Origin of the sequence: Pseudomonas guariconensis, from assembly GCF_040822035.1 — a bacterium.
Lineage (GTDB): Bacteria > Pseudomonadota > Gammaproteobacteria > Pseudomonadales > Pseudomonadaceae > Aquipseudomonas > Aquipseudomonas guariconensis.
Genome location: NZ_CP162012.1, coordinates 1,351,476 through 1,373,230, shown reverse-complemented (window position 1 = coordinate 1,373,230; position 21,755 = coordinate 1,351,476). Strand labels below are relative to the sequence as shown.

Below are 21,755 nucleotides of genomic sequence, written 5' to 3'. Positions count from 1 at the left end.
AGGAGAAACTCTGCCGTTAAAAAGCAGAGCGGGTAGCTTTGAGTCTTGACGCGTGGCCGGCTAGTGGGTGTCTCATTTTCATCATATTGCCACTACCCCTCAATCGACCTCTTCGCCAAAATTATTGATTCTAAGAAACCAGCCAGCGGGATTTTTAGAACTGAGCCATTCAAGTCAGCAAACACCTCAAGTTCTAATTTATCCACTCCTTGATCCTGATTAATTTGAGCTACCGACTCTCCCTTATACTGAATTTCAATAGTCAACTTCTCATAGCGGCTATCGCTAAACCCAAAAATCTCAAAGTCAGGGTTGCTGTCAAGTTTCATAGCTGCACCTTTGGATCTAAGAAACCCGAGAATGAGCCATCACTATTGAACCGTAGCCCTCTACCATCTGGCGTTCTCACCTCTAGCCCACCCCGACTCAAATTTTTAAAGGTTGCGTCAGGATGTTTGAGAATTTCATTAACAATTCCTTGAGCGGTAGCATTTTGCTTTTCAATCCCACCTGAAAGCTTAGGGAATGTTCCAGTTGAGCGCTGCCCAGATGCATGTTTTGTCAGGGCTCTAGCGGCCTCTGTCAGACCTTCCTTATTAATAGGATTTGCAGCCGCTGAGACGAGGTCATCAACCGTGCGCCCACCAAAGCTTCGCAATGCGCTGGAGGTTGCTTTTGCACCTACTTTAGCATTTTTCGCGAGATTACCAGCTGCCGCCATTTGCAAGACTTGCAAAGCGAAAGCCGTACGATCTCCATACTTCAGCCGGATCAACTCCTGCTGAATGGCAGTGATCGCCTCATCATTCGACTGGGAAGCCAGGAGTACTCCAACAGCAGCCCTGACATCCTCATGCCGTAAGCTATCCACAAAGGCATCATTGGCGCCACTCTCATACGCCAACTGCTTCATCACCGTCAGGCATTGCCCCGGGTCGCTTTGGCAAAGCCCTGGGAGATTCTCATTGCGCGCCTTATCCAAATCTGCATAGCGTTTGAGGGCATCCTCCTCACATTTCGCCTCTCCCCCACAGCCTTTGACTTCTTTGGCGCGCGCCTGTATTTCGTTATGCAGCAGATAGTTGTACTGCGTCGAACTCTTCGCCGTCCAGGCACCTGTCTCCAGCTGATCCGCAGTGGCATTGTTGTTCTGAACAAGTACTCCCAGTATTCCCACGAGCTGTGAGCTCATGGTCAGCAGGGCTTCGCGGCTAGCAGGTGAGTAGCTGCTGATCAGCTTGTCCAAATCACCGACGAGCGCCTCATTAAGGCCCGCCCCCGCTGCTCCAGCGGCGAAACTACCACCACGAGCCTCTGCGGCGAGCCCGCCCATCACGGCATGCATCACCACCATTTGCGCATCGCCGGCCTCTAAACCATGCGTTTTGCCAAAATCGCCTATGGCGTTGAAACCTGCTGCAGCGAAGGTGTTATACAAACTGTCCTTGAGCGCATCACTGAAACTCCCCCCCAGCCCTACGGCCTTGCTCAGGGCGGTGCTGGTCACGCTCTGCATCGCTTGGTTCGCAGCGAAACGACTCACGCCGCTGAGGCTTCGCAGATCTACGGTTACCTTGCCAGTGAACGTGTTGGTCTGGGTTTTCAGAATATCGTCGAAGTAGTTTTCCGCGAGGTAGGCGGTCGCCGCAGTGATTGCATAACGCTTCAGGTTGTCGCCACTAGTGGCTTCCTTCAGCCCACGCCCCAGATCACCTTTGTTATTGATTGTGCCAATAGCGAGGTTGCTGGCCATTGCTCCATAAAGCGGACCGAGATAAGCCGAAGCGACGATGGCAATCACCATCGACGGCGCGGCCCCCAATCCCGAGTTGCTGTACTTCCAACTGTCATGGATCTCCCGCACCTGCCGCCAATCCACATCCCCGCGCTTTTCCGCCTCCTTCAGCCACGCCAAATTCGGGTCGGCCTTGACCATCGCGTCGATGGCCTGGCTCACGCTTTGCTGGTCGATGTGCTTGATGTCGATCTTCAGCCCTTCCACGGCCTTGATCGCGACGTTGCCTTGGGCAATCAGCTGGGTCTGGCGCAGCGTCTCATCGGTTTGGCCCTTGCCTTTGGATGACTGCCAAGCCAGATCGCCTTTGCTCTTCTCATGGCTCTCCTGGTGCAGATCCTTCACTGCTTCGAAGGTGACGCTGCCTCCGCTGACGATGGCGATGTCGTTGCCGCTGTCGAGTTTGGCACCCTGGTACTTCTGGTCGCCGCCGCTGAGCAAGGTGATGTCGGCGCCCGCGCTGATCTCGCTGCCCACCGCCTTGATGTCGGTGACTTCGTCACGCTGGGTTTTGCTCTGGCCCCAGTTGCCCTTTTCCTTCATGTCGTACAGCGAGTAGTCGCTGTCGTTGGCGGCGAGCAGCTCGATCTTGTCGCCGGCCACCAGGTAGGCCTCATCGCCAGCGCCGATCTTGCTGCTGACGAGGGTGATGTTTTCGCCGGCATTGACCAGCACGTCGCCGCCCGCCTTCAGCTCGGCGGACTGCTGGCGGACCATGTCGTCCTGGCGCTGGATTTCCTTGCCGCCGCCTTTGTAGTCGCTGTTGCTGTGCGTTTCGTTCGCGGCGGCGCTGATCAGCACATCGCGACCGGCGCTGACGGCCAGGTCCCGGCCCGCCTCGACCCGGCTGGCCACGACATTGACGTCACGACCGGCGTTCACTTGCAGGTCCCCGCCCACCTGCACGTCGCTGCCGTGCTGGGTGACCTCGCTGATATTGCCGGTGACCCGACGGCTCTTGAAGTCGGCGCTGTCGACTTCCTGCGCGGACACGATGCTCAGGTCACGCCCAGCCTGCAATGCCGCGTCGCCCCCGGCCTGGATCACGCTGCCGGTGCTGACCAGGTCGCGCCCGGCGATGATGCCCAGCTCACCGCGCGATTCGATGCGTGCGGCGTTGTTGGCAATTTCCTTGTGGATGCGGTCGTTGACGCTGCGGGTATCGACCGAGGTGATGGTGCGCTCGTTGATGACGTCGCCGGTCAGGGCCGAAAGATTGACGTCGCCACCGCTGATGATGCCACCAGCGGCATTGCGGATGCTGTCCATCGCCAGCAGGTCGAGCCGCTTGCTGGCTTCGATCAGGCCAGTGTTGTCGAGGTTGGTGGCCGTGGCCGAGAGGTTGCCACTGGCGCGCAAGGTACCTTGGTTGCTGAGGTCGCCGCCGCTGATCAAGGCCACATCATTGCCCATGATCAACGCGCCGTTGGGGGCCAAGCGGCCATCGGCCTGGGCCAGGTAGAGCACCGGCACCAGGACCTTTTCGCCGTTGACCACCGCCTCTTCGAGCCAGACGATGTCGTGGGTCAGTGCGGCGACCTGTTCGGCGGTCAGGCCGACGCCCACCTTCAATTGAACGCTGTCTTTGTAGGCAATGGCGTTGTCCATCAGGTACTTGAACAGGGCTTCGTCGTTGGCTATGCCATCGATGTAACGCTGGCCAGTACGTGCCACCACGGCCTGTTGGATCAGACGCTGTTCATAGAGGCCATCACCCAGGCGCTTCTGCGCCTTGTCCGGGTCGTAGCCGACCCGGTCGAGCAGATAGTCCGAGCCCAGGAAACGCTTGAGCTTCGTCAGCTCAGGGTTGGTTTCGATCAAGTATTTGTGGCTGTTGTCCGGGGCAGCCGTGTTGGGCACGCCCTGTACACGCGGCACGCTCAAGGTAGAACCGGACACCGCATTGGCGCTTTGCCCGGCGACGATGAGCCCGCCTGTGCCTTGTGCGCTGCCACCGGCACCGCTCTGGCCACTGAGGCGGAACAAGCCGTTCTCACCTTGAGGCAGGGTGAAGCTCGGCAGGCTGATGGGGTTGACCTGGCGCTGTACCAGGTCCGGCGGCAATTGCGAGGTGACTGCGAACTGGCCGGCAGTCGCACCGTTGGCCGTGTTGACGTTGCGCTTGCTGATGGTCTGGGAGCCGGCATTGCGACGCACCACACTGTTGTCGAACTGGTCGCTGGCATTGATGTTGACGTTGCCGGCGGCCTGAAGCACGGCGTTGGCGACTGGTGTGCCCGACACTTGTACTTCTGCCGTTGCAAGGCCATGGAAGTTATGCGCGGGGTAACCGCCGGACTCGAAGACCTGCTGACGCGTCAAGGCACCAGGGTTGTAGTCCGGCGAGGCGGGATCGTTGTAGCGGTTGTACAGGTCCTTGTTGGCCCTGAATGTCCAGTAATAGGAATCGGTGCGGGTATAGAAAGACCCGTCCAGGTGCTTCTCGACGCCTCCCGCCGCTCCTTGGTTACGGAAGGTGGCAGCATGGATATCGATGTTGCCGCCCGACGCGATGCTGCTGTAGAGGTTATCGAACGCGCCACCGCGGAACCGGAAGTCACCACCGGCGGTGATGCTCGCCTGGGGTGAATCGTGCGTGACGACGTCCTCGTAGCGCTCCCAGGACTGGAACTTGAACTCACAGCCCTTACCGTCGCAGACGTCGTCAGCGAACATTCGGATGTTGCCGGCGACCAACTGCTGGCCGATCTGGAAATCGTCGTCACGGCGATTGTCGAAGTCCTGCACCAACAGCGTCATGGCTCCGGCGCTTTCGAAACTGCCGGAAACGTTCTGGACGCTGCTCGCCCAGCCTTGCTGGTCATTGGCGGCGATATGCAGACTGCCCAGGCTGTAGACATCGGCATAGCGGTTGTTGAAGTTCCCGACGCGCAACTGCATGTCGCCGCCGCTGAAGATCAATCCGTTTTCGTTGAGCAGGGTCGCGGCGGTCAGGTGCAGATCATCCGCACTGCCCAACGTGCCGTAGTTGTTCAGCGTGGCGGCGCTGACACGCAGGTCTTGGGTCGACGTCAACCGCCCTCTGTTTTCGACCAGGCCGGTGCTGGTAACGCTGGTGGTGCCTCCCCCGATAATGCTGCCTGCCTGGCCAAGCGTGATGGAACCGGTGCGCAACGTGAGGTTGCCCACGCTGCTCAGGCGTGCACTGCTCCCGTAGTTACCCGTCAAGGTGAGGTCGAGGCTGCCATCGCTGGCAATCAGCCCGCTGTTGCTCCAGTTGCCGCCGCTGCCGGTCAAGCGCTGCACTGCGAGCAACTGACCATTGGCGCCCTGATTGAATTGGCCAATCGTCAGGTTGAGATTACGCGCCTGGATGATGGCGTTGTTGGTCCAGGCGGAAGCTTGATAACTGAGGTCGCCATTGGTCGTGAAGCTGCCCCCGGCCAGGCCGGCCTGGGCCAGGTTGATGCCGAAGTTGCCGGTGCCGACATGCAGCACGGTACCCGCAGTGTTCTGCAAAGTGCCTGCGCGAAGGTCGAGGTTTTGGGCCGCCGTCTCGATTCGACCGAGTCGGTTGTTCAACAGACCGGATGCAGCTAAAAGCGTGGTACCTGTCTGGCCCAGCGCGCGAATGGCGCCGGAGGTATTGTCGATACTGGCAGCTGACAACGTCACCGGGCCGCTGCTTTCGATCAAACCGTACTGGTTGCTCAAGGCGCCTTGCAGGCTGAAGTCGATACTCGCGGCACCGACCTTGCCGCCCAGGCCGGCACTGCTGCCCTGGTTCAACAGTTGATCGGCGCGAACGTGCAGCAGCTCGCTGGCATACAGCCCACCACCACGGTTATCAAGTTCGCCGGTAACGATGCGGCTTTCACCGTCGATCGCCGAGAGGTGGCCTTTTCGGTTATCGATGGCCGTCGTCGCTTGCACATCGAGCGATTGCGCCTGGGTCGTGCCTGCGTTGTTGCCGAACCAGTCGGTGACCAGTTTCAGCCAGCCCGCACTGCTGAGAACACCGCCGCTGCCGTTGTCCAACCGGGTGCTTTGCAAATCCAGATTGCCGGCCTGGCTGGTGATGTGCCCGCCCTGGTTGTTGGCCACCTCCTGGATGCGCAAGGTCGTGTCGAGCTGCCCTCGCAGGGTGCCGTCGACGTTGTCCAGGTCAGAAGCCGCGATCTCCAGCGTTCCCGCCTTGCTGTAGATCAGGCCACCCTGACGGTTGACCAGGGCCTCGGTCAGCGTCAGGTCTAGTGCATCCTGACTGGCGATGGTGCCAGTTGCACTGTTGTCGAAGCGCCCGGCGAGGATGTGAAGCAGCCCTTGGCTGACCAGTTGCCCACCACGGTTGTCGACGGACCTGGCAGTCAGATCCAGCGGTCCGGCGCTGGCCAATGTGCTGCCCGCCCCGATGTTGAGTAGCGCACCGAGCAAGCCAAGGCGCAAATCACCATCACTGACCAGGCGGCCACCGCTGTTGTCGAGGCTGGCGGTGTCGAGCTTGACCCCGTTCGCGGTGATCTGCCCGCCGCGGTTATCCCAGGCCTTGCCACTGCCGACCAGGGTGCCGTGGGCGCTGAGCAGCCCGCCACTGCGGTTGTCAAGATTACCGGCCAGCTTCAGGCCAAGATTGCCCTGAGTTGAGAGGATGCCACTGGTGTTATTCAGGCTTGCGGCGTCGAGCGTGATATCGCCCCGGCTGACCAGCGCACCCTTGCCATGGTTGTCCAGCGCACCGCTCAACGTCAGGCCAAGTGCACCCTCGCGGCTGGAAAGCGTGCCGCCTGCGCTGTTGTCCAGGCTGACGCCTTCGACGGTCAGCCCCTGCCAGCCAGACATCAACCCTTGGTTGGCATTGCGCAAGGTGGCCGCCTGCAGGCCGAGCTGGCCTGCGCTGATGATCCGCCCTTGATCGCCGTTCTCGAGCGTGCCGCGGGCGACGAGGTCAAAGCTTTGCTTGCTGGAAACCTCGCCACCCCGGTTGTCGAAGTTACCCAGCCCTTTGATCTGCAGCAGGCCGCCTGCGCTGAGCAAGCTGGCGCGATTGTCGAAATCGCCCGGCTGAGCGCCCGTCCCCAGTTCGATCAGGACGTTGCCTTCACCAATCAGTCGCGCCTGTTGCTGAACCAGGCGGGCAACCGTCAACTGCAGGTTCTGCTTGGCAGAGACCTCACCACCGCCTAGGGATTCGAACTGCCCGGCCCGAAGCGTGAGTGCGCCCTGACTGGTGATCAGACCGCCGGATGTGCCACTGGCGTTGCTGCCATTGAGGACATTGCCGGTGGTCAGGTCGAGCCCCTGGCCGGCGCTGATCACACCGTCGCGGTTGTCGAGATTGCCCGAGGTGCCCGTCAGTCGCCCTTGGGCGATCAGGCGTCCATCGCGGTTGTCGGTCGCGCCGAGGGCAAGGGTTAGGTTGCCGTCGCTGGCAAGGCTGCCACCCTGACTGTTGTTCAACGCGCCAAGGTCGAGCTGCACGTCACCCAGGCTGCTGATCACGCCGAGGGCACTGTTGTTCAGGTGTGTGCCAGAGATGCTGACGCCGGCATCGCCGACCATCAGGCCACCGCGATTGTCCAGGCTGGGGCCCTGCACCTCGAGCGTGCCCTTGGCCGAAAGCAGGCCGTCGGCCTGGTTATCGAGCGTCTGTTTCACGCGCGCCTGAAGGGTGCCGTTACTGACGAGGTTGCCCTTGCCACTGTTGTCCAGCCGCTCAAGTTCGAACGTCAGCGACTGCTCGGCCGAGAACAAACCAAGCTGATTGATCACCTCGCCGCCCGCTACATTCACGCGATTGGCGATGGCCTTGCCCTCGCGGTTATCCAGCCGCGTGGCGCTGATACCGAGCTGAGCGTCTGCGACAAGGCGGCCCTTGCGGTTATCGAGCGTTCTGGCTGTTAGCTGGGCATCGGCCCCTTTGAGCGTGCCGCCCTGGTTGTCCAGGGTGCCTGCCTTCACCTGCAGGTTGCGGCTGGCCACCACACTGGCGCTGTTGCGCAGATCCTGCGCCGTCAGCGTTACATCGCCCTGGGTGTTGCGACTGTTGTCTGCATTGACCCCAGCCTCGACGATACCGCTGTTAATGAGCTGCGCGCCGCTGAGCTGGACATGCCGCCCGGCTGCCACGCTCTGGTTGTTGCTCAATTGGTCGCGAGCGCTCAGCTCAGCGGTACCAGCGGCATACACAGGGCCATCGACGATGACCTGCTGAGCCTTGGCGCGCAGATCGCCTGCGCCGCTGACCTGAGCCATGCGCAATTGCCCATTGGCGTCCAGCTGGATATCGCCACCGCTGGCGATCAGCTTGCCATCAAGCTTTACACCCACTCCAGCTTCTGTACCCACCAGCTTGATCGACCCGGCGTACATGCCGCCCAACGCCGAAGAGTCGATGGCCAGCTCTGGTTTGGCGCTGCCGTTGTCAGTGCGAGCAGTGGCAGCCAGTGTGCGGGCGTCGACATCGTTGCGCCCGGCGACGATGGTCAGCTCGCGGGCCTGGATCTGGGCGTTGATCTTCGCGCTGCGGGTGATGATCTCGAAGCTATCGACGTTGGTGGCGTTGAGCCCCGCCCCTTCGATGATTACTTGGCCTTGGTCGACCTGGTGACGGGCCAACTGGCCATTCTCGATCACCGGTCGCCCCGTGCTCAGCGTGGCCCGGGGCGTGTTGATGAAGCCGCAACCGTCACAGGTGATGCCGTGGGGGTTGGCGACGATGACGTGTGCCCGCTGCCCTGCAACTTCGGTGTAGCCGCGCAACTGGCTGGGGTTGGTACCGTTGACTTCGTTGAGGATGGTAGTAGCGGCGCTGCCCTTCAGATTGGGATTGCCGAGGACGATGCCACCCAACTGGGTCGCCTGGGTCCGCCCGGTGGCATTGTTGAGGATGACGCCCTGCTTACCGACGTTGTAATCACTGAAGCGGTTGTGCGAGAGCCCGCTGCCGTTGGGCGCGGCGATGTTGACGATCGGTACGCCGTTGCCCGCCCGATCAAGGCTCGTCCCCGGCGCACTGACCACGATACCTTCACCCGCCTGGGCCCATAACGGCTGCCAGAAGATGGCATTGGCCAATATGAAGGCCAAGCCACGCTTGGGCAATCCGCAAAAGCGCTCACGGGGTTGAATGCTGGCCGAGCGTTGGCGGGCCAGGAAGGCGAATAGGCGAACGTCCATGTGTGCTCTCGTGAATCAGGTGTCAGATGAAAAGGTCCAGGCGCAAATACACCGGGTGTTCCTTGTCGGGCAGCGCATCGGGTCGCTCCAGGCTGCGGGCGAAGGTCACGCTGGCCGCGAGGTGCTCGCCCCGGGCGAACAATTCCAGCGAGTGGCTGCTGGCACGCCCATGGAAGTCGCCGTTGTAGCGGTCATTGCGGATCACACCCAAGTCGTAACCCAGGCCCATGCCGTACTCGGCGACGATCGGCCGCAAGGAGGGCCAGGTGACCGGTCGACTCCAGCGCAGATCGTTGCGCCAGTAACCACCGCTGTCGCCGGACAGCGACTGGTCCTTGAACCCCCGAATCGAAGCCAAGCCCCCTAAACTGATACGTTGCGAGCTGAACAGCACATCCTCGCTGCGCTGGCCGTTGGCCAGGCTACTGAAGCTCAGGCGCTCGCCAAGGAGCTCGAAGCCTTGGATGAAGCTGAGGGTCGCGCTGTATTTGCGATAACGCGCCACTGGTTCGCCGGGCCGCGGATGACCATTGTCCTGGGCATCGAAAGCACCGATGCCCTGCTGAATACCGAGATCGAGGTTGACGAAAGCCCTACCCAGGCGACGGCCATGGTTGATGCCGAACTGCGCCTCGCTGAGGCGATTGCTGCTAGCGTCCAGACGCGTATCTTCGATGTAGTTGTTGGTACGCAGGTGGACGATCCCGACGTTCAAAGCCGTCTTGCTGACTGCGTCACGGTGCACAACGCGCTCGGCGCGCAGTTGGTGGTTCTGGTTGTCACCGGTCTGCTTGAAGGCAAAGCCGTTGGCCCGCGCTGTCGAGCGGTATTCGCTTTCGCTGTAGCTGTAGCTGAAGTTCCACCAGCCCCATGGCAGGTTGTAGTACAGCACGCGGTTGTTCGAACCTTGCGTGTGGTCGCTGACCACATCATGGCCCCCACGTAGCACCAGTTGGTCGGCCAGGCCAAGCGGGCTGTCCCATTCAAACCCCACATTGACTTGCTGCTCGCCCGTGCTGCGCTGGCCTTCATTGTTGCGCGACAGCGAGGCACGCCAAGGCTTTTGCGGTGCATTACGTACCAACACACGACTACCACCGACCGCCTCGCCTGGGGAGAGCTCCATCTGCGCCTGGTTCGACGGCAAACGATTGAGCTGGTCGACCATCTGCTCGATCTCTCGCAGATTGAGCAACTGGCCCGCCGAACCGGGAAAGGCCATGGCCAGTTCACGTTCGGACAGACCACTGCTGTCGTCGGTGCGAAAACTTTCCAGACGCCCTTCCACGACCATCACCTGCAAATGGCCTGACGAAAGATCCTGTTGCGGCAAGTACGCACGACTGGTGACCAAGCCGCGCGCCAAGTACAGGTCGGTGATGGCCTTGAGCAAAGCGTTGAGCTGGGATACGCCCAGGCATTGGCCGATGAAAGGCTTGAGCAGTGCCTGACGGTCACTGGCCGACAGGCTGTCGGCGCCTTTGAGTTCGATGGTGCTGATGTCGAAGCAGCGCACGTCTTCCGGACGCTGGGAGGGTGCGGGCTGGGCAGCCTTACCCGGCAAAGAACGCAGCTCCTCGAGTCGGCGCTGTTGTTCTTCGAGGAGGCGGTTCTGCCGTTCACGGATCAAATCCTGGTCGCCCGGCGAAGCCCACACGGAGCTGACGACACTGCCAAACACGACGCACAAGACAAACCCTTGCGCGGTAAGCTGACCGCACTTCATTGACGCTTCCCTGAGTCATAGAAAATCGGGGAGCGATGTTATTTAGGTGTCACATTTGCGTCAATTTAACACCGCCCTTTTGGCGGTAAGACGGTTCTGAAATTCGGATAAGCGACTACAACGCACCAAGAGCTGGTGGGAATAAATACGGCGCTGCATCCTCCCAGCTACGAAGCAGAGCAATGCCAAGCATTCGACCGAGAATGCAAAAAGCCCCTGAAACTTTCGTTTCAGGGGCTTTTCATGTATGGCGGAGAGATAGGGATTTGAACCCTAGGTACCCGCGAAGGTACAACGGATTTCGAATCCGTCCCGTTCGACCACTCCGGCATCTCTCCAGTGGCGCGCATCATACCAGCGATTTCGCGAAAGGCAAACCCTTCTTTGAAAAAAATCCGCGTGGTATCAGGCGCTTGCGTGAACGTGTCGCTTAGAGCGGCACGCCCAGACGCTTGGCCACTTCCTCATAGGCTTCGATGACATCACCGAGGCCCTGACGGAAGCGGTCCTTGTCCATTTTCTTGCGGGTTTCCTTGTCCCACAGACGGCAGCCGTCCGGGCTGAACTCGTCGCCCAGGACGATCTGGCCGTGGAAGACACCGAACTCCAGCTTGAAGTCCACCAGCAGCAGGCCGGCGTCATCGAACAGCTTGCTCAGCACTTCGTTGACCTTCAGCGACAGCTGCTTCATGGTCGCCAGTTGCTCGGCGGTGCCCCAGCCGAAGGCGACGACGTGGGATTCGTTGATGAAGGGGTCGCCCTTCTCGTCGTTCTTCAGGAACAGTTCGAAAGTCGACGGCTCCAGCTTGATGCCTTCCTCCACGCCCAGGCGCTTGACCAGGCTGCCGGCGGCATAGTTACGCACCACGCATTCGACCGGGATCATGTCCAGCTTCTTGACCAGGCACTCGTTGTCGCCGAGCAGCTTGTCGAACTGCGTCGGAATGCCGGCTTCTTCCAGCTTTTGCATGATGAAGGCGTTGAACTTGTTGTTCACCATGCCTTTGCGATCGAGCTGTTCGATACGCTTGCCGTCGAACGCCGAAGTGTCGTTACGGAACAGCAGGATCAAGCGGTCGGCGTCGTCGGTCTTGTAAACCGATTTGGCCTTGCCGCGGTAAAGTTCTTCGCGTTTTTCCATGATGGGCTCCGCTTGCTTGAGTGGGTGGGCTAGGCGATTTCGCGCCAGTCGAGCCCATGTTCCTGATTCGCCACCTGGAGCCAGTCCGGGTCGCACCCCAAGGTGTCGACGAAGCACTGGCGGGCCAGTTGTGGCCGGTTATTCTTGCTGCTGAGGTGGGCCAGCACCAGGTGCTGCAGATGTTTCCAGCCCAGCTCGGCCACCAGGCTCGCGGCCTGGTGGTTGTTCAAATGTCCCTGGCTGCCGCCGACCCTGAGCTTCAGGAAGTGCGGGTAGTGCCCGCGCGCCAACATGTCACGACAGTGGTTGGCTTCGATCAGCAGGGCGTCCAGGCCTTGGTAGCGCTCCAACAGATGCATGTCGTAGGAACCAAGGTCCGTGAGCATGCCGAAACGTCGACGCCCATCACTGACCACATACTGCAACGGCTCGAGCGCGTCATGTTCGACCCGCGCCGCGCTCACTTCCAAAGCGCCGATACGCAGGCTGTCGCCACACCGGAGCAGACCACTGGCAGGCACCGGCTTGCGCATGCCACGCAGGGTCCCCTCGCTGAGATAGACCGGTACATTGTAGCGCCGAGCCAGCAACCCCACCCCATGCACATGGTCGGCATGTTCGTGGGTCACCAGCACGGCGCTCAGTTGTGCCGCGGACACCCCGAGCAACGCCAGGCGTCGCTCGGTCTCCCGCAGGGAAAAGCCGCAGTCGACCAGGATGAACGTGTCACCACTGGCGATCAGCGTGCCGTTTCCCTGGCTACCGCTTCCAAGTACCGCGAAACGCACTTAGCCCAGGTGGTCCTGAATCATGCTCAGCACGCGGCGGGCCACATCGGCCGGCGCCACGGTGTTGATGTTCTTCTCGACAGTGACCTGCACGCTTTCGCCAACCTTGCTCAGACGGACCTGATAACGCTCGGCGCGAGCCTCACGCTCTTCCTTGCTCGGCTCGCTGCCGAACAAGCGACCGAAGAAGCCAGGCTGGTCCTGTTTGTCGTCGGGTTTCTCGGACAGGTTGATGTAGTAAAGGCCCAGACTGCGGTTGATGTCCTCGACACGCCATTCGCCCTGCTCCAGGGCGCGGCCCACGCTGGACCAGGCGCGATCCAGATCGGCGCCCAGATAAAGTACTGGGTTGCCGCTGCCGTCTTCGGCCAGGCTGACGCGGCTTGGCGCGTCGAAGTCGCGGGCGGCGAGCAGCGAGACCGAACCGCCCTTCTCGGCGCTGCGGTTCATGCTGGCCAGCATTTCGTCGACCAACAGGGCGTCAGCGCCGGTATTGGTGGAGCTGGAGGGGAAATCAGGTTCGGCGGTGCTGCCGGCCGGACGCTCGACGCTAACGACATACACTTCGGAGGTGTTGCGCTGCACGCCTGGCTCCATGCGCACACGGACACGTACTTCGCTGTCCGGGCTGCTGGAGGAGCTGGCAAGACGTTGCCCCAGGGACGCGGAGAGCTCGTCGAAACGCTGCCAGGTGGTGTTGAATTCACCGGTCTGCGGACGCTCCTCGGCGATGCGGAAGCCGTTGTCCTCGAAGAACTGGCGCGCCACCGGCCAGACTTCCGCCGGGGAGCGCTGGGCCAGCACCCAACGGCTGCTGCCGCTGCGCTGCAGGGTGAAATCGCTTGCCTCGGCCGTGGCGGTCAACGGCTGTGGACGGGGCACCTCGAACTCGCCGGTGGCACGATCGTCGGCGACGTTACGCGGGATCGGCAACAGCGGATCCAGGCGCTTGGGGTTGCTGGCGTCCGGCGGCAACTGCATCGGCGCAGTCGGGTGCGCCTGCAGGTAATCGCTGCCGCGGTCGCGGAAATAGCCGTCCTCGCCCCACAGCCAGCCGCAACCGCTGGTGCTGGAAATGATCAGGGCAAGGGTGGAGAGACCAGCCAGTCGCTTCATGCGGGGTACTTCCTCGATTAAACCAGTACGCCGGACTGGCGCAGGGCCGCACGGACTTTTTCGTGGCAGCCTTCGCTCAGCCAGGTGAGCGGCAGGCGGATGCCTTTTTGCATCAGGCCCATTTCCACCAGCGCCCACTTCACCGGAATCGGGTTGGCTTCGCAGAACAGGTCCTTGTGCAGCGGCATGAGTTTTTCGTTGATTGCGCGGGCCTTCTCGGCATTGCCCTCAAGGGCGGCCTCGCACAGATCGGCCATTTCGCGCGGGGCGACGTTGGCAGTGACGGAGATGTTGCCCTTGCCGCCCATCAGGATCAGCTCGACGGCGGTCGGATCGTCGCCGGACAGGACGATGAAGTCCTTGTCGACGCCGTCGAGGATGGCCTTGGCGCGCACCAGGTCGCCGGTGGCTTCCTTGATGCCGATGATGTTCTTGACCTTCGACAGGCGGATGACGGTCTCGGCCTGCATGTCGCAGGAGGTGCGGCCGGGTACGTTGTAGAGGATCTGCGGGATGTCGACGGCTTCGGCGATGTGCTTGAAGTGCTGGTACAGGCCTTCCTGGGTCGGCTTGTTGTAGTACGGCACGACGAGCAGGCAGGCGTCGGCGCCTGCGTTCTTCGCGTTCTGGGTCAGGTGGACGGCTTCGGCAGTGGAGTTGGCGCCGGTACCGGCAATGACTGGGATACGGTGGTTGCTGCGCTTGACGCGTTCGACCACATGCTTGATGACCAGGATGTGCTCCTCGACATCCAGCGTGGCGGACTCACCGGTGGTGCCGACAGCGACGATCGCGTGAGTGCCTTTTTCCAGGTGGAAGTCTACAAGTTTGTCGAGGCTGTCCCAATCAAGACGCCCTTGTGCATCCATGGGAGTGACCAATGCCACCATACTGCCCGCAATCATGTAACTGCTCCTGCCGGAAAAAGAGAGCGGTAATGGTACTGGCGCCATCGGCCTTGCACAAGCGAAGCAGGCGGGTGGAGCATTCCCCTTCGCGCTGCTTTTCGCTACCCTTCTCCCTTTGATCGGCACAGCGTGGCCCGCCGGGCCGTCGACAATGCTCCGCGCCAGCGTCCACGACCTCGAATGCGAGCCCGGGGCCCTGCCGACAGGAGGCTTATGCCTGTCCTGTGCCGACCGCTCATCGCTTTAGGAATGCTGCATGTCCACCCCCACTGTCCGCGAACAATTCCTTGTCATCAGTGCCTTGGGTCCCAACCCCATGGAGCTGGCCAACGTTCTCAGCCGCGCCGCCTTCGACAATCGCTGCGCGGTGATCACTTCGCGCCTGACCCGCCATGGCGAGACCAGTGCCCTGGTCTTGCAGGTCGGTGGCAGTTGGGATGCCCTGGCGCGCCTGGAGGCGGTACTGCCAGGCTTGGGCAAGAAGCACGGCCTGACCCTCGACGTAGTGCGCAGCGCCGATCAGGAAGTACGCCCCCAAGCCCTGCCCTACGTGGCCTATGTCAGCGCCGCCTATCGCCCGGATATCGTCAGCGAGCTGTGCCAGTTCTTCCTCGATCACCGCGTCGAGCTCGAGAGCATGACCTGCGACACCTACCTGGCCCCGCAGACCGGCAGCAGCATGCTCAATGCCCAATTCACCGTGATCCTGCCGGCCGGTACCCAGATCAGCTGGTTGCGCGACCAGTTCCTGGACTTCGCCGACGCCCTGAACCTGGATGCGCTGATCGAACCCTGGCGCCCACAGAATCCCATGTAAGGAAGCCCACCATGGCCGTAGCACTCGACCAACCCGTCGCCGACTTCCAGGCCCAGGCCACCAGCGGCCAGTCCGTTAGCCTGGCCGACCTCAAGGGCCAGCAAGTGGTGCTGTATTTCTACCCCAAGGACAGCACCCCGGGCTGCACCACCGAAGGCCAGGGTTTCCGCGACCAGCACGAAGCCTTCCGCGCCGCCAACACAGTGGTGTTCGGCGTCTCCCGCGATGGCATCAAGTCCCACGAGAACTTCAAGGCCAAGCAGGGCTTTCCGTTCGAGCTGATCAGCGACAAGGACGAGGCCCTGTGCCAGCTGTTCGACGTGATCAAGCTCAAGAAGCTGTACGGCAAGGAATACATGGGCGTGGACCGCAGCACCTTCCTGATCGACAAGAACGGCGTGCTGCGCCAGGAATGGCGCGCAGTGAAGGTGCCCGGACATGTGGATGCGGTGCTGGCAGCCGCCCAGGCGCTGAACAAGCCCTGATATGAGCGCTCACCTCTTCGCGGCTGAACCCGCGAAGAGGTGAGCGGTTACAATATGGGCGCCACTGAAGGCTCGTGCCTTGGCCAGGCATCGAGCACGGCCTTGAACAGTGTTGCCAGCGGAATCGCGAAGAAGATCCCCCAGAACCCCCACAGCCCGCCAAACAACAGTACCGCGCAGATGATCGCCACCGGGTGCAGGCTGACTGCCTCGGAGAACAGCAGCGGCACCAGCACGTTGCCATCGAGCGCCTGGATGATCGCGTACACCGCCATCAGATAGATGAACTGGTCGCCCCAGCCCCATTGGAACAGCGCGATCAAGGTCACCGGCACGGTCACCACCACCGCTCCCACATAGGGCACCACCACCGACAACCCCACCAGCAAGGCCAGCAGCGCCGCATAGTTGAGCCCCAGGCTAATGAAGGCGATATACGTGGCAATGCCGCAGATCAGGATCTCGATACCTTTGCCGCGGATATAATTGGCGATCTGCCGGTTCATTTCATCGCCTACACGATTGAGCAGCGTACGCTGACGTGGCAGGTAGCCACCAACCCAACGGGCGATCAGCTCACGATCCTTGAGGAAGAAGAACACCAGGATCGGCACCAGCACCAGGTAGATCATCGCATTGACCAACAGCGGCAGGCTGGACAGGGAGAACGTCAGCGCCCACTGGCCGAACTTGCCGATCTCACCACGCACCGACTCGATGGCGCGCAGCACTTGTTCATCGGAGACCAGGTGCGGATAACGCTCCGGCAGCAACAGCAGCAGCGACTGCCACTTACCCAGCATGCCCGGCAGCTCGTTGAACAGCGTGATCAACTGGTGCCAGAGCAACGGAACCAGCACCAGCAGGAACACCGCCAGTGCCCCCATGAATAAGGCGAACACCAACCACACCGCCAGCCGGGTGGGAACGTGCAAACGCTCCAAGGCATTGACCAGGCCCTGCATGAGAAACGCCAGGACCATCCCGGCCAGCACCGGTGCGAGCATGCCGCCCAGGGTCAGCACTGCAGTGAAAGCCAGGAACAGCAGCACTGCCAACACCACCGCCTCCTCATCGGAGAAGTAGCGCTGCATCCAGTCTCGAAGCACTTTGAACATTAATGATCCTTGGGATAAGACTCAGGCCTTGCGCAGCCAGTAGGTGTAGACACCGGCCTCGGCGGTTTCACGAAGCAGCGTATGACCGGCGAGCTGGGCAAAAGTGCGGAAGTCGCGCTGGGAGCCGGCGTCGGTGGCGATCACCTTCAGTACCGCGCCGCTGGCCAGCCGATTGAGCTCCATCTTTGCCTTGAGCAGAGGCAAAGGGCAATTAAGCCCACTGGCATCGAGTTCGGCATCGCAGGTGGGTGTGTCGATCATCCGGGCATCTCCTGGCGGGGCATCAGCATTGCAGACAAGTTCGCTAGGATAACGCCACTGGTCGCCAACGTGTGAGCCAGCTACAGTAAGGCTCTTTGATCGATGCGAGCTTCATGCATGAATCTACTGCGCCCCACCCTGTTGACGCTGGCCTGCCTGATGGCCCTTCCCGGTCATGCCGACGACCTGCCGTCACTGGGCGACGCCAGTTCCGCGATCGTCTCGCCGCAGCAGGAGCACCAACTGGGCCGGGCCTGGCTTAGCCTGCTGCGCGGCCAGGTCAACCAGCTGAACGATCCGCAGCTCAAGGACTACGTCGAGACCAGCGTCTACAAGCTGGCCGAAACCAGCCAACTGCAGGACCGCCGCCTGGAGTTCATCCTCATCGACAGCCGTGAGCTCAACGCTTTCGCCGCCCCCGGCGGGATCGTCGGGGTCAACGGCGGCCTGTTCCTCAACGCCCAGACCGAAGGCGAGTACGCCTCGGTCCTGGCCCACGAACTGGCGCACTTGTCCCAGCGCCACTTCGCCCGGGGCGTCGAGGCTCAGCAGCGCATGCAACTGCCCATGATGGCCGCGCTGCTGGCCGGTATCGTGCTGGCGGCCGGTGGTGGTGGCGACGCCGGCATCGGCGTGATCGCCGGCACCCAGGCCGCAGCGATCCAGGAACAGCGCCGCTTCTCCCGACAAAACGAACAGGAAGCCGACCGCATCGGTATCCTCAACCTGGAAAAAGCCGGTTACGACCCCCGCAACATGCCCAGCATGTTCGAGCGCCTGGCCCGCCAGTATCGCTATGACGCCAAGCCCCCGGAATTCCTGCTCACCCACCCGGTCACCGAATCGCGTATCGCCGACACCCGCAACCGCGCTGAACAAGCGCCCAAAGGCGGGGTCGAGGACAGCGCGCGCTACCAGCTGATCCGCGCCCGCGTCGCGCTGATCTACGAAGGCACACCAGGCCTGGCGGCCAAGCGCTTCCGTGCCCAGCTAGACGAAGACCCCACCCTGGATGCCGCGCGCTATGGCCTGGCCATCGCCCAGATCAAGGGCGGCCAGCTCAACGAAGCGCGGGCCAACCTGCAGCCGCTGCTGGCCAAGGCGCCCAACGACATCACCTACAACTTGGCGCAGATCGACCTGGACATCACCAACAACCGCCTGGCCGACGCCCAACAGCGGGCCGAGCGCCTGCGCGCGCTGTACCCGAGCAGCTACCCGCTACAACAGATACGGGCCGACCTTCTGATCAAGCAGAATCGCCCCGCCGAGGCGGAAAAGGTATTGGATGATCTGATCAAACGCCGACCGGACGATCCGGACGTGTGGTACGACGTCGCCGAGGTGCGCGGATTGTCAGGCAACACTATTGGCCTGCACCGGGCACGTGCCGAGTACTTCACCTTGGTCGGCGACTTCGACCAAGCCATCCAGCAACTGGACTACGCCAAGCGCCGCGCAGGCAGCAATTTCCCACTGGCCTCGCAGATCGATCAGCGCCAGCGGGAAATCATGGAACAGCAACGGATGGTCAAGGAGATGATGGGCCGCTAAGGCCAAGGGGGCGCTTTGCGCCCCAGGGCAATGCGGGTCAGGCGTTGCCGGAAAGCTTCAAGCGCGCTGCCTGGGTGAAATCAAGCATGCGATTGAGCGGTTTGATCGCTTTGGGCACAAGCGCAGGATCCACGAAGATCTCGTTGCTGCCCTTGCGCAGGCAGTCGAGGGTGCGCTCCAGGGTGTTCATGGCCATCCACGGGCAATGGGCACAGCTACGGCAGGCCGCACCGTTACCCGCGGTGGGCGCTTCGACGAACTCCTTGTCCGGGCACAGCTGCTGCATCTTGTAGAAGATGCCGCGGTCGGTGGCGACGATGAACGTCTTGTTCGGCAGCGTCTGGGCTGCCTTGATCAGCTGGCTGGTAGAGCCCACCGCGTCGGCCAGTTCGATCACCGCCTCCGGCGATTCCGGATGGACCAGGATCGCCGCGTCCGGATACAGCGCCTTCATGTCGGCCAACTGGCGCGACTTGAATTCCTCATGCACGATGCAAGCGCCATCCCACAGCAGCATGTCGGCACCTGTTTGCTTCTGGATGTAGCGCCCCAGGTGCTGGTCCGGCCCCCAGATGATCGTCTCGCCGTTGTCCATCAGGCTCTCTACGATCTCCAGCGCGCAGCTGGAAGTCACCACCCAGTCTGCCCGCGCCTTCACCGCCGCCGAAGTATTGGCGTAGACCACCACGGTGCGCTCCGGGTGCTGGTCGCAGAAGGCCGAAAACTCCTCCACCGGGCATCCCAGGTCAAGGGAGCAGGTCGCTTCCAGCGTCGGCATCAGCACGCGTTTTTCCGGGGTGAGGATCTTCGCGGTCTCACCCATGAAACGCACGCCTGCCACTACCACGGTACTGGCGGGATGGTTCTTGCCGAAGCGAGCCATTTCCAGGGAGTCGGACACACAGCCGCCCGTTTCCTCGGCCAGCGCCTGAATCACCGGGTCGCAATAGTAATGGGCCACCAGCACGGCGTTCTGGGCCTTGAGCTCGGCAGCGATGGCCGCACGGTAATCGGCCTCCTGCTCGGGCGTCAGCGGATTGGGCTGCTTGGCATCAAGATGGGCTTGAACCAACAGGCGTTCGGAAATCTGGGTCATGATCGCTGAACCTGCAGGCGCATGTGCGCGTCAGTCGAGTGTATCACCCGGCCCTGGCAGATCGGCTAAAGGGTGCCGGATGGCCGAGTGACCATCGCGACCCATCTGCGGGCGCGGACTATTATCGGAGGCCGAAGGCTACAGACAATCGCGCCAATTCAAAAGCCTTTTTTACGCCCCCAGGCCAGGGCCGACGGGGTGTCTGCACTGGCCTGGGCGAACGCATCTCACCCTTGTGACGACAGCGCCGCCAGATGAGCGCCCAACAGCACACCGAACTCCGTCAGGGTCATCTTCCTGCCGTTGAAGTCGACGATACCATCGGCATAATTCAGGCTGGAGATCACGTCATCGCCCTGCACAGTTCCCATGCCACTCTGCAACGCCATCATGCCGACCATCTCCCCCGCCTGACGCGACTGCATCGCGATGGCCTGGGCATCCGTCTGGCCGTCCAGCAAGGCCTGCAGGGTCGCCAGATCCCCGAGCATCGGCTTGGAGACGGACAGCTTGCTTTGCAGGCGGCTGACCATCTGCTCGCCTACCTGGGTCGGTGTCAGATCGAACGAGGGCGGATTGGCCAGGTCCACCGCCAGACTGAAACGACTCTCGCCGTTAGCCGTCTTGAATGACAACTCCTCCAACGCGACCTGCGGCTTGGCTGCGAGCATTCTCTGCAAGTCCGCCTGAACCTTCGCCCGCTCTTGCGGCGTCATCTCGAACGAAGGCTGCGCCTCTCCCCGGGCCGCGCTTTGCTGCAGTTGCGGCATGCGGGACTGGTACCAAGCGATCAACCCCTGCATTGCCGGGATGTCTACGGATTTCATGCTCCAGATCATCCGCCCGCTGCCCACCGCGCGTCCGGCGTAGGTAATGTCGGCGACCTTGTACTCCAGGCGTCCGGACAGCTTGTCTTCGCCCTCGGCGTCATAGCGATTGTTCTGCTCCAGGCCTTTGAGCACCAGGACTTCCTGCTTGTCGCCCAAGGTCACTTGGGTTTCGGCCAATGTCATGTCCAGATTGCCGACATAGATCATGTCATGGCCGGTGCCTTTCAGATCGCCAGCGACCTTGAAGCCGTTGAGCAGCACTTTGACCGGGGGCTGGTCGTCACCGACCAGATTCAGCGCCAGTCGCTCGGCCTTGCCGTCGACCCGCATCGATTGGCCGTCACGATCCCCCCGCAACAGCAGGCGCATGCCAGAGAAATCGAGACTGCTGCCGTCATCTTCGCTGACCTTGACAGGGGCCAGACGGATGTCGCTGGACAAGCTGCCGTCATAGCCCAAGCTGACCTGGCTGGTGATCGGCGCCTGTTCGCCGGCGGCGGTGTACCAAGACGCGGTAGCATCGTCCTTGTCCAACTGACTGTTGCTGGTGGCCAGGACCGGCGCCAGATTCAGGGATTTGACCCGCGACCAGGGGAACGGGCCATGTTCGATTCGGTCGGTCACGCCCAAGTCGAAGCTCAGCGGCTCGCCTTCGCCTAGCCAGAGGTCTTTGGCTTTGATCCGGTAGTGCGCGGTACTGGTGAAGAAGTGCTGATCCAACGAGACCAGTTCCAAGGTCATGCTGCCCCCGGTACCGGCGACCGCTTTCTTCAGTTGCTCGTTGCCCAGGGCAATGGAACGCTCCAGCTCTGCGGGCAATTGCTTGCCCGTGTACCAGGCGCCGCCGGCGGTGACGGTGGCGATGACGACGGCCAGGCCGCAGAGAATGCCTACTGATTTCTTCATGAATAAGACCGATTGCTGTCCATAGGAGGCTGATACGCGGCACCCAGCGCCACGCGGGGAGCCAAGATTATCACTGC

Annotated in this window: 14 protein-coding genes and 1 tRNA gene; 3 read left to right on the top strand and 12 right to left on the bottom strand. The window is 61.7% G+C overall.

Going from position 1 to position 21,755, the window contains the following annotated elements; translation table 11 throughout:
• Window positions 1–92: 92 nt before the first annotated feature.
• The 8 genes from AB1N67_RS06210 to dapA form a co-directional block, all read right to left on the bottom strand.
• Window positions 93–329, bottom strand: coding sequence for a hypothetical protein (locus AB1N67_RS06210; RefSeq protein ID WP_274092749.1), 237 nt, complete (start codon window positions 327–329; stop codon window positions 93–95).
• Entirely contained in the window at window positions 326–8,932 is an 8,607-nt protein-coding gene (locus tag AB1N67_RS06205) for a DUF637 domain-containing protein (protein WP_367863603.1), read from the bottom strand. The genes AB1N67_RS06210 and AB1N67_RS06205 overlap by 4 nt, the downstream gene beginning before the upstream one ends.
• A gap of 22 nt (window positions 8,933–8,954) precedes the next feature.
• Window positions 8,955–10,658: a ShlB/FhaC/HecB family hemolysin secretion/activation protein gene (locus AB1N67_RS06200; protein WP_367863602.1), complete on the bottom strand. Its 1,704-nt coding sequence runs from the start codon at window positions 10,656–10,658 to the stop codon at window positions 8,955–8,957.
• Window positions 10,659–10,906: 248 nt separating this feature from the next.
• A tRNA-Ser gene (locus AB1N67_RS06195) sits at window positions 10,907–10,996 on the bottom strand.
• 92 nt (window positions 10,997–11,088) lie between these two features.
• Window positions 11,089–11,799 (bottom strand): phosphoribosylaminoimidazolesuccinocarboxamide synthase, encoded by a 711-nt coding sequence (purC, locus tag AB1N67_RS06190; RefSeq protein ID WP_043213139.1) that lies wholly within the window; start codon window positions 11,797–11,799, stop codon window positions 11,089–11,091.
• Window positions 11,800–11,828: 29 nt separating this feature from the next.
• Complete coding sequence (locus AB1N67_RS06185) at window positions 11,829–12,587, bottom strand: MBL fold metallo-hydrolase (RefSeq protein WP_043213137.1); 759 nt, start codon at window positions 12,585–12,587, stop codon at window positions 11,829–11,831.
• On the bottom strand, window positions 12,588–13,703 hold the full coding sequence (gene bamC, locus AB1N67_RS06180; RefSeq protein ID WP_043213134.1) for an outer membrane protein assembly factor BamC: 1,116 nt from the start codon (window positions 13,701–13,703) through the stop codon (window positions 12,588–12,590).
• Between the two features lie 17 nt (window positions 13,704–13,720).
• Window positions 13,721–14,608, bottom strand: coding sequence for a 4-hydroxy-tetrahydrodipicolinate synthase (dapA, locus tag AB1N67_RS06175; RefSeq protein ID WP_043213132.1), 888 nt, complete (start codon window positions 14,606–14,608; stop codon window positions 13,721–13,723).
• A gap of 259 nt (window positions 14,609–14,867) precedes the next feature.
• Here dapA and AB1N67_RS06170 point away from each other — a divergent pair, with 259 nt between their 5' ends.
• Together AB1N67_RS06170 and AB1N67_RS06165 are read left to right on the top strand one after the other, a co-directional pair.
• Window positions 14,868–15,428, top strand: a complete 561-nt coding sequence (locus tag AB1N67_RS06170; RefSeq protein WP_043213129.1) for a glycine cleavage system protein R — start codon at window positions 14,868–14,870, stop codon at window positions 15,426–15,428.
• Window positions 15,429–15,439: 11 nt separating this feature from the next.
• Window positions 15,440–15,913 (top strand): peroxiredoxin, encoded by a 474-nt coding sequence (locus AB1N67_RS06165; RefSeq protein WP_043213128.1) that lies wholly within the window; start codon window positions 15,440–15,442, stop codon window positions 15,911–15,913.
• 47 nt (window positions 15,914–15,960) lie between these two features.
• Here AB1N67_RS06165 and AB1N67_RS06160 read toward each other — a convergent pair whose 3' ends face one another.
• Window positions 15,961–17,031: an AI-2E family transporter gene (locus AB1N67_RS06160; RefSeq protein WP_043213127.1), complete on the bottom strand. Its 1,071-nt coding sequence runs from the start codon at window positions 17,029–17,031 to the stop codon at window positions 15,961–15,963.
• A gap of 21 nt (window positions 17,032–17,052) precedes the next feature.
• The gene (locus AB1N67_RS06155; protein WP_043213126.1) at window positions 17,053–17,292 is read right to left on the bottom strand and encodes a sulfurtransferase TusA family protein; all 240 of its coding nucleotides are present in this window, start codon (window positions 17,290–17,292) and stop codon (window positions 17,053–17,055) included.
• A gap of 117 nt (window positions 17,293–17,409) precedes the next feature.
• On the opposite strand from AB1N67_RS06155, the gene AB1N67_RS06150 reads away from it, so the two are divergent.
• Window positions 17,410–18,846 (top strand): M48 family metalloprotease, encoded by a 1,437-nt coding sequence (locus AB1N67_RS06150; RefSeq protein ID WP_043213125.1) that lies wholly within the window; start codon window positions 17,410–17,412, stop codon window positions 18,844–18,846.
• Window positions 18,847–18,883: 37 nt separating this feature from the next.
• Here AB1N67_RS06150 and nadA read toward each other — a convergent pair whose 3' ends face one another.
• Together nadA and AB1N67_RS06140 are read right to left on the bottom strand one after the other, a co-directional pair.
• Window positions 18,884–19,942 (bottom strand): quinolinate synthase NadA, encoded by a 1,059-nt coding sequence (gene nadA, locus AB1N67_RS06145; RefSeq protein ID WP_043213124.1) that lies wholly within the window; start codon window positions 19,940–19,942, stop codon window positions 18,884–18,886.
• 227 nt (window positions 19,943–20,169) lie between these two features.
• Window positions 20,170–21,678, bottom strand: coding sequence for a YdgA family protein (locus tag AB1N67_RS06140; protein WP_367863601.1), 1,509 nt, complete (start codon window positions 21,676–21,678; stop codon window positions 20,170–20,172).
• Window positions 21,679–21,755 lie beyond the last annotated feature (77 nt).